Raw genomic sequence first — 13,785 nt, forward strand, 5'->3', positions numbered from 1 at the left:
GATGCGGTTCGCTGCCTACCTGCCCCGTCCCTGGGGCGGTAGGCAGGCGCTCACCACATCCTACCGGCTTTGCCCAACCTACGAGCTGTTGACATTTAACCCTAACCGATTGTTTTTCATATTCAAAGCACCAAAACCAGGATAAGAGCACCCAGTAAGAGCCGATACAGAACAAACGGAAGCATGCTGATCTTCTCGATGAAACCGAGAAAGAAGTGGATGGTGAGGTAAGCGACCACGAAGGACAGGAAGGTGCCCAACCAGAGGGCGGTCCAGTCTACGGGGTCGGCGGATTGGATGAGCTGGAGTGTCTCCAGGCCGCCGGCCATGAGGATGGTGGGGATCGCGAGTAGGAAGGAGAAGCGGGAGGCGGCCTTGCGGGTCAGGCCCAGGATAAGCCCCGCGGTAATGGTGATGCCGGAGCGAGAGGTACCCGGGATGATGGCGATGGCCTGGAAACAGCCGACCAAGAGCGCACCCTTCCAGCCTAGGCCGTACTCGTCCCGGGAGCGACTGCCACGCACATCCGCCATCCAGAGCACCACCCCGAAGCCGATCGTCGTAGCAGCGACCACCAAGGCGATTAGCCGATCGTCCTCCCGCAACAGCTCCAACAGGGATTTCAACGGAAGCCCCAGCAGGACCACCGGGATGCTTGCCAGGACGATCATCCAGGCAAGCTCGGCATCCGGGGTTGCGAGACGGCGCACCTTCAGCGAATCCACTAAGGCGGCAGCCATAGCAGCGACCTCGCCGCGAAAGTAGAGCATGACCGCAACCAAGGTGCCGAGGTGGACCGCCACGTCGAAGGCCAGTCCCTGCAGCGCGTAGCCGAACAGGAGGGGGGTCAGAATCAGATGCCCGGAGCTGGAGATGGGAAGGAACTCGGTAAGTCCCTGGACGACGGACAACAGGACGATCTGGGTGGTTTCCAAGGTGCAGGTTCCAGGCAAACAAATAGCTTCAGTATATACTCGTTGCCGAAACCTGTTCGATCCGCAGATCGGGTAGGGTCCAGGGTGCGGATCGACTTGTCTTGTTTTGTCTGCTGGAAGCCGGCGATTGGAAGCTGAAAGCTATTCGCACTCGCCCTGGCAGAGGCGGCGGTGTGGTGCAACCGAGTCGAACACAGGGTATAAGGCAATGCCATTAAGTTAAGCGTTACCGGTCGACAAACAAGAGGAGAAGCTACGAATCACGCGAGTCCGCGCGAATGGATGCGCGCCGATTCGCGCGCTTCGTCGTTTTGCTTGGAAGATGTTAAGTCTCGACAATGCGTCAAATGACGAAAGTGCTCTGTTGATGCATAGTATCTGAACAGGGAAGTCAACATGATTTCCGAAAACCATCGTTGGCTTTGAATCATAAATGGACCACCCTCGGTCTTCAAAGTATTCTCTTGGTTTCTCTGGATATGCCATCACTTCCGCCCAAATGAGTTGGAAATCATCATTAACTGCATCATTTATAAATCGCTGTAATAGCGTTGCTCCGATTCCCCTGCCACGGAACTCTTCATCTACCTGGTAGTTCCAATGGACACCCAATGGTGGGTGTTTCGGGCGCTCTTTCTCTCCTTTGAAAATAATGTGTGTAGCAAACGTGCGGCTGGATTGTTCAAGATAAGTCCACGGCATAGTGAGAGATAGGGCCAGTGACATGACTTGTTTTCGCACCATATTGTACTGTATTTTTTCGAAATGCCGTCCTCCCATAGAGCCCGTGAGGTAACCGATTAGACGCCTACTGACCTTATGGACGGCAACGTGAATATTTTCTTGCTGATGTTTAATATAAGGAGCAAGAACAACATCACCAAACCACTGTTTGCACGGGCAAATTACATCGAACGGTTTGCCCAGAAAGGCATTATTGAAAACGAGTTCGCGCATCTGCTTTTCATCTTCCCCATCCGGGCGAAAATTTCGAAATAGTATGTCGCCACTATCCGATAACTCGAACCTGTGGTCCCTATTTCCCGAGTACTTTTTGTAATCAACTAGGTGTAAAGACATAGTGAACCCAATCAGCAATTTCCAAATGCGTTAAGACAGCCTTCATTACGGTTTCCGGATCGATATGAACAGCAGCTTAATCGGCTTACAGTTCCCAATTGAGAAGATTGAAGAGACCACCGGTATTTCGCCGCGCTCAGGATGCGAAACGGGCATTTCCGATCCGCCTTCTCGATCCGGGCGTGGCGCTAGTCTGCTCGTGTTCCGATCCTGTCGCTTAGTCGTGGCAGCACTGTGGATCCCCACATCGACACGTCGGAACCTTCGATATGCTTGTACTCGGTCTGGGGAGGGGCCTGTGGTCGTGGTACTGCTTTGACCCCGTGCACGCCTCCCCGGCTTCCCACATTGAGCCGTCTTCCGCAACATGCTTGCCTTAAGCGTAAGATTAGCATATTAGTAGCTAATAATACTTTACTTAAGTTAACTTCCGGGTTAGCAACGGGAGCAATCTGCCGCGTGCGCCCTTATGGTTCCGCTTCAAGGTAAATTCGACACTATGTCGGACGCACAATTCCCTTTTATCCGGATATTCGCACGCAGCTTCTTGGGTGACGATCCGCGAAGCTACGTGAGGAACGCGAAGCTGGCATCACCTATCAGGCAGATTTCCCGGGATCTGCCGCCGGTCTGGTTGTGCGCGGGGAGGGGGGATGGTCTGTTCGTCCAGTCGGAGGCCTATACAGGTGCCCTCGAGAACCAAAGCATCCGCTGCCGGACGCTCTTTTTCTCAGAGGATGACCGGGCGCATCACGGATTTCTCTTCTGCAGGTGGCTCAGGTCATCAAAGATCGCGGTTGCGGCCGCCCGTGAATTTCTTCGGGACTGCGCCGCGATAGACTGCTAGTATCCCATTTCTGCATATTTTGCGCGTAACCTGTAGGGTGGGCTGTGCCCACCAACACCGTGCCTGGCTGGCGGGCACAGCCCACCCTACGAACCTGAGAACGTAAAATAGGGTGAAATGAGATACTAGTACCTAGTTTCGCTTGATATTACAGGTAGAGTCGCTTGGACTCAATGCGAGCTTTCTTACCCGCAATGCTATTGAACTTGCAACATCGGTCGAAACTAGGTACTAGGGGCTGTTGACATTTATCCGGGCGACGTCCTTTTTATCCGCAGATTACGCAGGTTGGTAGTGGTTAACATCTAAGTTTTAACATGACCAACAGCACTGGCCGCTAGCCCCCTCTCCCTCTGAGAGAGTGTCGCAAAAGCCCCGCTCCCGGTCTCTGATTCCCACGCAGCGCATGGGAACGAGAAAACTCAGCCTGACTGATGACCATTTGGACCGGCAACTCGGCATTCAGGTTCTAGCCGCTCGCCAGAAGAGCCGACAACATGTCGGCGGTCCCAGGGGCCGACAGGATGTCGGCGGTCCCGGGCCGGCTGGGAGCGCCGTCTTTCAGACGGCTTACGGACCCCATGATCAGCTGTCGGCAAGGGTCAGAGCAGACGCCTTGTGGGCCACACCAGATAACGCCGGGCAGCCGGCAGGTTTAGTTCCCGTGTATACGCATGGTGGACACCGGTCCGATGCTCTCCGCGGCGCGGAGCTTCCAGGTTCCCACGCAGCGCGTGGGAACGAGAAAATATCGGTGGTCCCGGGAGCCGACAAAATGTTGGCGGTCCCAGGGGCCGACAGGATGTTGGCGGTCCCGGGCCGGCTGGGACCGCCGTCTTTCAGACGGCTTACGGACCCAATGATCAGCTGTCGGCAACGGTCAGAGCAGACGCCTTGTGGGCCACACCAGATAACGCCGGACAGCCGACAGGTTTAGTTCCCGTGTATACGAATGGTGGACACCGGCCCGATTCTCTGTGCGGCGCGGAGCTTCCACGATGGCGGATGGCGCGAGCTTATCCGCCCTACGCGGGCTACACCCCAAGCGAGGTCCGCACGGTCAGGCCGCGCGGGGGATCATGTGGGTGTCGATTGCGTTAAGACGCTGGCATGACCTAAGCAGACGATCAGCGAGCCTTGGCGCGTCGAACGCAACACGTCAACCCCCCCGACAACGCCGAATCCTTCAGGATTGCTTTTAACCAGACAGCTTCTTAGAGGGAAGATCAAGTCAAACAAGATGGATGTCCTTTTATTTCATCCTTTTATTTCAAAAGTGGCATACTTCTCTTGTTGCCTATCTACTGCCGTGTGAGCCATGGCAAGATTGGCATACGACCAAAACAAGACTTCTTTTACGGTGTTTAGCTCTTTTTTTGCCACCATTGCTCCTTTTGCACATAACGTTGCAAATCAGCCGACCTAAAAGCGAAGGGCCGACGAAGGAGGCGTGTAGCTTTTTAGGTCGGCTGAATTTGCCTTGTTAGGCTAAATATTCTTGCTATGCATCCGAGATCTTAACCAGTTCCATATTTTCTACTTTCCATTTGGACTTTTTTCCAAAAACATTAAATCTATTGACTTTAAAAAACAGTTCACATATTTCTGCAACTTGTCCCAAAGTAATTGTATCGCTCTCCCATCTAATATCCCAGTCATCGTTTTCTTTGTCATTGAAGCCGACAGGAATAGATGTTATTTCGATATGTAGTTTCCTAAATAAAATTAAATCAAGTATTTTGCTCGCTATGGGAATAATTTTTAATATTTCTATTCCTGCGCCAAGTATTCGTAAAATGCTGCGCATGAAATAATTGGAAAATGTATGGCTATCTTTTGGATAATATACGCGAAGATGGATTAGGCTTTCGGGTTTGTCATTTGCTATTATTTTATATTCGTTTCGTTTTCTTAATGCGAAAAATATCCTTTTCTTATTTCCGGAAATTTCTAAGGCTCGAATTCTTTGTAAAAGCTTTGCATATCCCTCTTTCCAATTGATTCGAAGATAGGTGGCCATCGTCCTTCCTGATAGACCTACCGGTATAAATTGGTCTTTTCCAACCAAATGTATACCGATTGCCACCCTAGCGTCATCTGGATGTTCAAACGAAGGCATTACACATAGTTCCTCTAGTAGCATTTAATAGAGTAATTCCGTGTTTTCTGGATTTGTCCTAACAGGTAGTAGACGGCGAGTCGCCGTGTTTAAATACGTCGAAGCGACTTATATACCACAACGATTGCTTCTTTGCTAAATTCATGAATAGCTCCATCAACGCACCTAAAAACAATGCGTTAAGATCTGCAGATGACTTGTTGCCTCGGTCTCTCCCAGCGAGCAACTACGGCGAACCTCCATCTAGTTCTTGATCCCTATGGGCCCAGGGATAACCGGAGATCTTTAACCTTCCACCTGATCCGAAACTCCTGCTCCCACGCCGCATCTTTTGGATAGCAGATCCAGAGATTGCCCACCGCGACCAAATCGCCCTGGGTCAGGATCAAGGGGATATAGGGACGCACCCAAGGCGGCACGCCTAGTTCCTGAAACAGCTTCTTGAGGGATCGACGGTGTCCCTCCCGCGCACGCCGGCAGAAAAGACCTGTTACGCCGAAGCGGATCTCCAGTCCGTGCACGAACACGTCTTGAGGGTCCAGATCCCGTCCATCGGAGGCGAGAAACTCCAGACATCCGAGTCCGTCCGGGAGTGTAAGGACGCCCTGGCACCAATGGATCGGGTCTGGCGCGGGTACCGGAGGCAGGGGCGCCATGGCGAACAGGTCGTCTCGGTAGCGGCGTACCTCGCATCCCGACCAGGCAACCAGCGGATTTGCGTCCGCGCGGGCGGTCATGACCTCGGTGAGGATACGGTCGAGGTTTCCGGCATCCGGTGGGACTCGACCCTGGCCGCGGAACCATTGGCGAAGTACCGCCTTGCGCAACGGCAACGCCAGCTCCAGAAGGCGCTCGATCGAGAGGGTATCGGGCCTTTGTCCTGCGGTCTCGAGCACCGCGTTGCGGGCGACGGGGTCAATGATCGCCTGGGCCTCCGCACAATGGGCCGCGCTCCTTGCGATACCGGTTGCACAGGCGGGCCAGCGTTCCGCCAGCCGAGGTAATACGCGGTGACGCAGGAAGTTCCGGTCGTGTCCCAAGTCCCGGTTGCTCGGATCTTCCAGCCAGTGAAGCTTCCGGCTCCGGGCGTAAGCGAGGAGCTCGGCACGGCCGAGCTCCAGCAGGGGCCTTACCAACTGGCCACGCCCCAGGGGGGCCATCGAGGGCATGGCCGCAAGGCCCGCGGGACCGCTGCCGCGCAGCAAGGCCAGCAGCAGGGTCTCCGCCTGGTCGTCCCGGTGCTGGGCCGTGAGCAGGAGATCGTCTGACCCCAGCAATTCCGCCATGGATGCGTAGCGCGCTTGCCGGGCTACCGCCTCCAGGCTTTCACCCCGAGCAGGGGCCAGGTCCAGGCGCCGGGTCCGGAACGGCACCCCGAGTCGCGCGCAGGTGCGGGCGCAGTGCGCGGCCCAGCGATGCGAGTCCCGATGCAGGCCATGATCCACGTGCAGGGCATAAAGCGCGAAGGGAAGCCGGTCACGGATGGTGGCCAAGGCGTGGAGCAGCACGGAAGAGTCCATGCCGCCGCTGTAGGCGACCCAGCCCTTCCGTGCCGCGGGCAAGGTGGTGAGACGGGATAGCAGAAGCTCTGGTAGAGACGCGGACATGGCGCCGACCGCCGCGGAACCGAGGGGGAGCTACTCGCTGTATCGCCCGTGCCCCAGCATCCGCTCGTAGCGTTGGGTAAGCAGCTGGTCGATGTCCTGGTCCCGAATCTCGTCCAGGTAGCTGAGCAGGGCCTGCTTGACGTTCGTGGCCGCGGCATCCGGATCCCGATGGGCCCCGCCCCGGGGTTCGGGAACGACGGCGTCGATCAACCCTAGCTCTTTGAGTTTATCGGAGGTGATGGCCATGGCCTCGGCGGCGAGTTGGGCCTTATCGGCGTTCTTCCAGAGGATAGAAGCGCAGCCCTCCGGCGAGATCACCGAGTAGGTGCTGTACCGGAGCATCAGGAGCCGGTCTCCTACCCCGATAGCCAGGGCGCCGCCGGAGCCCCCCTCGCCGATGACGGTACACAAGATGGGTGTGCGCAGGTGCGCCATGACCTGCAGGTTACGGGCGATCGCCTCGCTCTGTCCCCGCTCCTCCGCTCCTACTCCGGGGTAAGCGCCGGGCGTGTCGATAAAGGTGAGGAGGGGCAGGCGGAAACGCTCCGCCATCGTCATCAGCCGCAGGGCCTTACGATAACCCTCCGGTCGCGGCATACCGAAGTTGCGGTAGAGCTTGCTCTTGGTATCACGGCCCTTCTGGTGGCCGACGATCATCACCGAGCGCCCGTCGAGGCGCCCGAGGCCACCAACGATGGCATGGTCGTCGGCAAAGGTCCGGTCCCCGTGCAGCTCTTGAAAGTCATCGAAAATGCGCTCGATGTAGTCCATCAGGTAGGGGCGCTGGGGGTGCCGCGAAAGCTGAGAGATCTGCCAGGATGTCAGCTTGGCGAAGATGGACTCCGTAAGATCCTGGCTCTTGCGCTCGAGCCGTTCGATCTCCTCCTCGATATTGAGCGCGTTGTCATCACCGACGTGCCGTAGCTCTTCGATCTTGGCCTCAAGCTCGGCGATAGGTCGTTCGAATTCGAGAAAGTTGATGTCCATTGACAGCAATCGTCTTAGATCAAAGTGATCGCCAAGAGACCCAACGCGAGCGCGCGCGGGTCGTCGTTGAGCCCGATGTCCCTCGGGCGCACGGTGTCGGGGAACCGGAATTTCAGCCGCAAGGCCCCGGATTTCCGTAACTCGTCTCGCGCTGCCGCGGGTATCGGGACCCGGATGCGATTGGCGGCGTATGCCGTGAGGCGCAAGGTCGCCGCCGGAATGCCGTTCACTGAAATCTCGATATCCTGCTTGGGATGAGCCGGCGAGACCAGCGCGTTGGCTTCGATCAGGATGCTATGGATGCCGTCGCTCGAGGTCCGGAGGACGACTTTCGCCGCCGGGCCCATCGACCAGGTTCCCCAGGTCTCCGGCTCGAACCAGCCGGTGGCCAGATAAGCGACGCCGCCGCCGGATTTCGAGAACCGAATCCGCTCGCCGATCCCGATTGCCGGAAGGACATCCGCCAGCTTCAGCTCCTTGTCGAGATGGCCACACGCGCGGCAGCGTTTCCAACCGGGGGCCACCAGGTAGAGCCCATCGATGCGCGCCAACAGGTCGGTCTCGGGATCCAGGTGCAGGACGGCGGACTGGCGTTGGGTCGGATCGAGCACATAGAGCGAGTCGGCCTGGTAGCGCCCCGTGTTCAATGTGACCGACGCATTTTTCCGCGCGCGCTCATATGCGCTCGGATTGAAGCGGGCGAGATAGACCGCGTCCGTGCCGAGCCCATGCCGCCCGGCATACACCGAGAGCGTTCTCCAATGCGGAGAATAACTCATCTTCGGGGGTATCCAACGAACCTTCCGGTATCTGGCGGCGGCTTGGGTCCAAAACGGATCTTTCAATGGCGTATACCATTCCGTCGCCGGCTCCGCCATCAGCTGGTTCCGGATTCCCTGCCATCCGGCCCTGGTATCGATCACTTGAACGGTAAGGGCGACGGCAAGCAATGAGATCGCGGTCCGGGGTCTGTTGCCGCGAACGGTGATGAAGATGATCGTCAATACCAATCCATAGAACACGGGCCAGAACATCCGATCCGAGGTGCGAAGTAAGTTTGCGGTGCGCAACAAGGGTCCGGGCAGCGGAAGCCCGATTTCCAGTGATCCGATTCCCAGCTTGTGGGATAGCGCAAACAGAGAGAGGCCCGTCAAGGCTCCCACAAGAATTACCCGCTGCTTTATCGCCGCCGCCAGACCGACCCGCCCATTGATCAACACGGGCAAGGCGCAGAGGGCCAAAATAATGACCCCGAGACCGAGATAATGGAAGCCTTCGTATTTTGTTCGCGGTAGGTCCTTCAATACATACGACCAACCATTGGCGTCCAGAATGGAAAGCAGGTTCATTCGATACTGGCCGTACCCGCTTACCGAAACCCCACTTCCCGCCGTGAAATAGCCGGACTGCCAACAGGCAAGCCCGATTATTGCCGAGATCCCGGCGAGCTCCATCACAGCGAGCCTGGCGGGTCGTTCCTGCCGGACCCATACCCGAGTCGAGTCGGCCAGCCACAGAACCGCGACCATCGCCAGCAAATAGGGATGCACCAGGGCGGCAACCACCAGGACGAGGACCCAAGCCGGGGTGCGCAGGCGCCGGCTCGATCGGAGCGACAGATAGAGGGCCGCAAGGATCAGAAAATGCCCGGCCAGGCTGGAATGGACCTGCAAGCGCCAAATCATCGGCGGTGCGAAGACAAACAAGCCGGCGCCCAGGAAACGAACGGCGGGATGCCGCGAGACCAGGCCGACCAGCTTCCAGGCAAGCCAGGCCTGGAGGACGAAGCAGGCAAGCAGCCACAGGCCGAAGTATTGAAAGGTCTCGGGCAGCAGTGATGAGAAGGGTTTGAAGAGAAACGCCAACAGCGGAATCGAGTCGGAGAACAGAATGGCATTGCTCAGCTCGAGGCCATAATCGGGATTCAGGCCGATGGGAAACGACCAATCGGAATTGCGGAAGAAATGCCAGCCGAGATAATGCTGGGCCGGATCTTCGGAGGATACCCACGCCATAAAGTCGGGATTGCGAGAGGAACGCCAGCCGAAATAATGGGGGGATGGATATCCGGAGGATAGCCACGCGATATTGGTCGGTCTTAATACCCGTGGCCCGACGATGAGAAAAAAGGCAGCCATGCCCAGCAGGAACGGCATGGCAGCAATGGCAACATCCTTATTCCATGCAGTTCTCACGTCAGAACCTCCCTCCGGTATCGGGGGGGAAGTATAATTTCAGGTCCATCGATCACTCCTGCGGCTCATAGATATGCCGGACGAGAAACACCGGCCGCCGCTTGGCTTCGAGATAGGTTCTCCCCAGATACTCGCCGATGATGCCGATTCCCATGAGCTGGAGACCGCCGAGGAAGGTGATGGCAACCAGCAGCGGGACATAACCGGGGGTGTCGACTCCGAAGATCAAGACCCTCAAGACGATAAAGGAAGCGTACAGGAACGAGGCCAGCACCATCAGGGTGCCGAGATAGGTCCAGATCCGCAACGGCAAGGTGCTGAAGCCCGTAAGACCCTCTAGCGCGAAATTCCACAGCTGCCGGCCGTTGAACTTGCTGGAACCGGCCGCACGCTCCGGACAGACGTAATCGACGCACGTGGTCCGGAAACCCACCCAGGCGAACAGCCCTTTCATGAATCGCCTGGATTCCGGCAACTCGTTCAGCGCCTCGACTACGGTGTGATCCATCAGTCGGAAGTCACTCACGTTTTCCGGGATCATGGGCTCGGCGATCCGATTATAGATACGGTAGAACCAAGTAGCTGATATTCGCTTGGCCCGTGAGTCCGTGTCGCGGCCGACTCGACGGGCGAGAACGACGTCGTAACCCTGTCGCCACTGTTCGATCATCTCGAAGATAAGCTCGGGCGGGGCTTGTAGGTCGACATCGATCGGCACCACGACCTGTCCTTTCGCGATCCGCATTCCGGCAGTCAGCGCGGCTTCCTTGCCGAAGTTACGGCTGAGGTCGACCACCCGCACGCGGGTATCCTGTTGCTGATATTCGAGAAGGCGCTCCAGGGTAGCATCCGAGCTGCCGTCGTTTACGAAGACAACTTCCAGACGTACCGAAGGCTCGCCGTCGACCATCCGCTCTACCCGGTCGAGGAAGGGGCCGACCGTTTCGGCCTCGTTATACACCGGAACCACCAGTGATACCGAGATCGTCGGGTAGGCATCGAAACTTCGTCCCTCGTTGTCGGATACCCGAGTACACATGAGGTTTATAAAACCGGAAAAACAAGCCCATCCGACAAGTCTAAAATAGACTCCGGATTTGAGACACCCCTTGAGGGCACCTTAGAGAAATCCTAAGAGGCTGTCTAAAAACTAACCTATTGATTTTCTAATGGCATTGATTTTCGGCTGGCTCCCCAGGCTCCAGAAACTGTGAAAGTATTACTGGATTTTCAGAGCGTCAGGGACAAAGCGACATAATCTCCCTCATTTAGCCGAAAATCTTTCTCTTCAGCCCCACGTGATCTAGAATTCAGCGTGAAATACGGCAACTTCATCCCACCGCCTCCGGGAAGACCGAATACTTTCACAGTCTCTCCAGCGTGGGAGCAGACCCCGATGCTCCAGCGTCGATTAAGTGCCTCGGTAGGCTAACAGCCAACGCCTATCAGCACAGAGGAGCTGCGTCCGCTGGAGCGGACAAGATGGCGTTCGAGCGCGAGAACGGAGCTTGGTCGATCAGGCGCTTAAGGAAGCCACTGGCGGCGGTTGCTGACTGGTCCTTGAGGAGCTCCACGTAGACCCGGCGGGTGGCGCGATCAATGGCGGCGAACAGGTCGCGGCGTTGGTCCTGGTCCGGCAGTTGAGGCCGGTCCTTCACATCCACGTGCACAGAGCCCGGTGCGTACGCTTTGAAGGTCTTGACCGGCGTCTTGGTGCCTTCCTCCTTGGGCATCAGCGCCTTGAGGTTAGAAACGCCGTGGCGGCGCAGACAGCGGTCCAGACCCGAGCGGGAGACCTCGGGATGAATAATGGGTCACCGCCAGCAGGTCATCCAGGGGCAGCAGGAGCGTCTCACGCAAGGCCACCACCACCGCCTCCTGGGCCGTACTGAGGGTGGCGTGGAGCCGCCGCGGACGGTGTGAGGCATCCGCCGTGCCTTCCCGGTGGCGCCATTTGGCGACCGTGTGGCGGTTGAGACCATAGACTTCAGCGAGTTCCCGGTTGCTCGCCGACTCGGGCTGGGTCTGTAATTCCAGACGAATAGCGGGGGTCGTGCGGGCGTTCTGGTGCAGCTGGATGTTCATGGTGCGTGATGACTCTAATCAAGGATTCGTGGTAGGGTAAGAACTCGCTCAAACACGGCTGATCTACCCCTCGCCTGCCGTCGCGTTTCCCTCCCCTCTCTCCCCGGCAAGCAGGCGTAATACCGCTCTCGCCTGCAACAGCGGATAGCTCCTGCTCGGTATATAATCACACGGGACTTGACACTTCGAGAGTACTTGTGAACGGGCCTTGAGATGCGCCAGATTGTACTGGATACCGAAACTACGGGCCTGGAGCCGGCGGAAGGGCACCGCATCATCGAGATCGGCTGCGTCGAGCTCGTCGACCGCCGTCTGACCCGCAACAATTTTCATCAGTACCTGCGGCCGGACCGGGAAATTGACCAGGGGGCCGTGCAGGTTCACGGCATTACGGACGAGTTCCTGCGCGATAAGCCGCGCTTTGACGACATCGCGGAGGATTTCATCGGCTACGTCCGAGGTGCTGAGCTGATCATCCACAATGCGCCCTTCGATGTCGGCTTTCTGAACCATGAGCTGGGTCTGTGGCGGGAGGACGCGGAGCCCATCGATAAGCTGTGTCGAATCACGGATACCCTGGTCATGGCAAGGTCTCTACACCCTGGGCAGCGCAACAGTCTCGACGCCCTATGTAAGCGCTACGAGGTGGACAACTCGCAGCGGGACCTGCATGGCGCTTTGCTGGACGCGGAGATCCTGGCCGACCTTTACCTCGCCATGTCGGGAGGACAAGTCAGCCTGGCCCTCGGGGCCCAGGATGGGTCGGGGAGAGGTGGAGTAGGTGCAGGGCCGCACCGGCTTACGGCGCAACGGCCGCCCCTGATGGTGGTGCGGGCGGACGCGGAGGAGTCGGCCGCCCACCAGGCCCGGCTCGCCGCGATCGAGGCGGCGAGCGGTGGGGAATGCCTGTGGCTTAAGACATGGATGGGTTGAGGTCCAGGTATCAAAGTACCGCTAACATGGGAATCATGTGGACTATCTCACGCGCTGCTGACGGTCACTCATCGTGGCGCGGGTAAGGACGGCCTCCATCGCCTCCGGGTCACGTAGCTCGATGTGTTTACGATCGACCTTCAACAGACCGTCGTCCTGGAACCTGGTGAACAATCTGCTGACGGTTTCCACGGCCAAACCCAGATAGTTGCCGATCTCGTAGCGAGACATACTCAGGTAAAAGTCGGTGGGGCTCAGGCCGCGTTTGCGCAGGCGCTTCGATATGCTCAGGAGAAACGCGGCGAGGCGCTCTTCGGCGCTCTTCTTGCCGAGCAAGAGCAGCAGCTCCGTATCATGGCCGATTTCCTTGCTGAGCAACCGATACAGCTGGTGTTGCAGAGAGGGAATCGTGCTGCTCAACGTTTCCAGGCGGGAGAAGGGGACCTCGCAAATCGCGGAGGTCTCCAGGACCTTTGCCGAGCAGGTATGTACCTCCTTCTCGATGGCGTCCAAGCCGATAAGCTCGCCGGGGAGGTGAAACCCGAGCACGTGTTCGCCGCCCTCGGGGCTCGGCGCATAGGTCTTGACCGATCCCGTTTTGACGACATACAGGGAGTGAAAACGCTCACCGTTGCGAAAGACATAATCGCCTCGGTGCAACGGGCGGGCGCGCTTGACAATACCGTCCAGCCGTTCGACGTCGTCCGACGTCAGACCCATCGGAAGGCAAAGCGTGGCGAGGCTGCAATTCTTGCAGGCTACCCGCAACGCCTCGAATGAAATCACTTTAGACGCAGTCAATCGCTGGATCCCCGCTCAAGCCTGCCGCTATTTTGCAGGTTCATTTGACCTGGATCAAGCAACGTCGTTCCCTCGGCTGCCGACAGGTACGACGGCTTAAGAAGCTGTCTGGTTAAAAACAATCCTGAATGATTCGGCGCGGTTTGGGGGGAAAGATCCCTCCTGCGTCGGGACAGGGTTTGACGGGTTGCGTTTC

Annotated in this window: 10 protein-coding genes and 1 pseudogene; 1 reads left to right on the top strand and 10 read right to left on the bottom strand. The window is 57.6% G+C overall.

All coding sequences use genetic code 11. The features are described from left to right. Positions 1 to 122: 122 nt before the first annotated feature. From BQ17_RS10870 to BQ17_RS24725, 8 genes and pseudogenes are all read right to left on the bottom strand, one after another. Complete coding sequence (locus tag BQ17_RS10870) at positions 123 to 935, bottom strand: undecaprenyl-diphosphate phosphatase (RefSeq protein ID WP_089726960.1); 813 nt, start codon at positions 933 to 935, stop codon at positions 123 to 125. A 219-nt stretch (positions 936 to 1,154) separates the two neighbouring features. Then, positions 1,155 to 1,892 carry a GNAT family N-acetyltransferase gene (locus BQ17_RS20700; protein ID WP_176722388.1) on the bottom strand — a complete coding sequence of 246 codons (738 nt, stop codon included), beginning with the start codon at positions 1,890 to 1,892 and terminating at the stop codon, positions 1,155 to 1,157. 2,471 nt (positions 1,893 to 4,363) lie between these two features. Then, a complete protein-coding gene (locus tag BQ17_RS10885) occupies positions 4,364 to 4,981 on the bottom strand; it encodes a hypothetical protein (RefSeq protein ID WP_141699234.1) in 618 nt (205 codons plus the stop codon). 257 nt (positions 4,982 to 5,238) lie between these two features. Next, positions 5,239 to 6,588 carry a tRNA lysidine(34) synthetase TilS gene (gene tilS / locus BQ17_RS10890; RefSeq protein ID WP_089726968.1) on the bottom strand — a complete coding sequence of 450 codons (1,350 nt, stop codon included), beginning with the start codon at positions 6,586 to 6,588 and terminating at the stop codon, positions 5,239 to 5,241. A 30-nt stretch (positions 6,589 to 6,618) separates the two neighbouring features. Further along, on the bottom strand, positions 6,619 to 7,575 hold the full coding sequence (locus BQ17_RS10895; protein WP_089726970.1) for an acetyl-CoA carboxylase carboxyltransferase subunit alpha: 957 nt from the start codon (positions 7,573 to 7,575) through the stop codon (positions 6,619 to 6,621). Positions 7,576 to 7,589: 14 nt separating this feature from the next. Continuing rightward, positions 7,590 to 9,770: a DUF6311 domain-containing protein gene (locus tag BQ17_RS10900; RefSeq protein WP_218068224.1), complete on the bottom strand. Its 2,181-nt coding sequence runs from the start codon at positions 9,768 to 9,770 to the stop codon at positions 7,590 to 7,592. Positions 9,771 to 9,822: 52 nt separating this feature from the next. Beyond that, on the bottom strand, positions 9,823 to 10,809 hold the full coding sequence (locus tag BQ17_RS10905) for a glycosyltransferase family 2 protein (RefSeq protein WP_089726974.1): 987 nt from the start codon (positions 10,807 to 10,809) through the stop codon (positions 9,823 to 9,825). A 460-nt stretch (positions 10,810 to 11,269) separates the two neighbouring features. After that, positions 11,270 to 11,855: pseudogene (locus BQ17_RS24725) on the bottom strand (transposase family protein); the annotation flags it as partial. Between the two features lie 213 nt (positions 11,856 to 12,068). Between BQ17_RS24725 and dnaQ the strand changes: the two are divergent. Beyond that, positions 12,069 to 12,788 (top strand): DNA polymerase III subunit epsilon, encoded by a 720-nt coding sequence (dnaQ, locus tag BQ17_RS10920; protein WP_089726980.1) that lies wholly within the window; start codon positions 12,069 to 12,071, stop codon positions 12,786 to 12,788. 42 nt (positions 12,789 to 12,830) lie between these two features. Here dnaQ and fnr read toward each other — a convergent pair whose 3' ends face one another. Both fnr and BQ17_RS22630 read right to left on the bottom strand, forming a co-directional pair. Beyond that, positions 12,831 to 13,589 (bottom strand): fumarate/nitrate reduction transcriptional regulator Fnr, encoded by a 759-nt coding sequence (gene fnr, locus BQ17_RS10925; protein WP_089726982.1) that lies wholly within the window; start codon positions 13,587 to 13,589, stop codon positions 12,831 to 12,833. Continuing rightward, positions 13,586 to 13,785, bottom strand: a 200-nt coding sequence (locus tag BQ17_RS22630) for a hypothetical protein (RefSeq protein WP_218068225.1), incomplete at its 5' end; no start/stop codon positions are given. The genes BQ17_RS22630 and fnr, both read right to left, overlap by 4 nt.

Source organism: Candidatus Thiosymbion oneisti (assembly GCF_900092655.1).
In the GTDB taxonomy this organism is placed as follows: domain Bacteria; phylum Pseudomonadota; class Gammaproteobacteria; order Chromatiales; family Chromatiaceae; genus Thiosymbion; species Thiosymbion oneisti.

What these genes read in the sequence shown, in the direction of transcription:
- BQ17_RS20700 (WP_176722388.1), bottom strand. Translation starts at nt 1,892, where the DNA reads ATGCGCGAACTCGTTTTCAATAATGCCTTTCTGGGCAAACCGTTCGAT.
- BQ17_RS10885 (WP_141699234.1), bottom strand. Translation starts at nt 4,981, where the DNA reads ATGCCTTCGTTTGAACATCCAGATGACGCTAGGGTGGCAATCGGTATA.
- tilS (WP_089726968.1), bottom strand. Translation starts at nt 6,588, where the DNA reads ATGTCCGCGTCTCTACCAGAGCTTCTGCTATCCCGTCTCACCACCTTG.
- BQ17_RS10895 (WP_089726970.1), bottom strand. Translation starts at nt 7,575, where the DNA reads ATGGACATCAACTTTCTCGAATTCGAACGACCTATCGCCGAGCTTGAG.
- BQ17_RS10905 (WP_089726974.1), bottom strand. Translation starts at nt 10,809, where the DNA reads ATGTGTACTCGGGTATCCGACAACGAGGGACGAAGTTTCGATGCCTAC.
- dnaQ (WP_089726980.1), top strand. Translation starts at nt 12,069, where the DNA reads ATGCGCCAGATTGTACTGGATACCGAAACTACGGGCCTGGAGCCGGCG.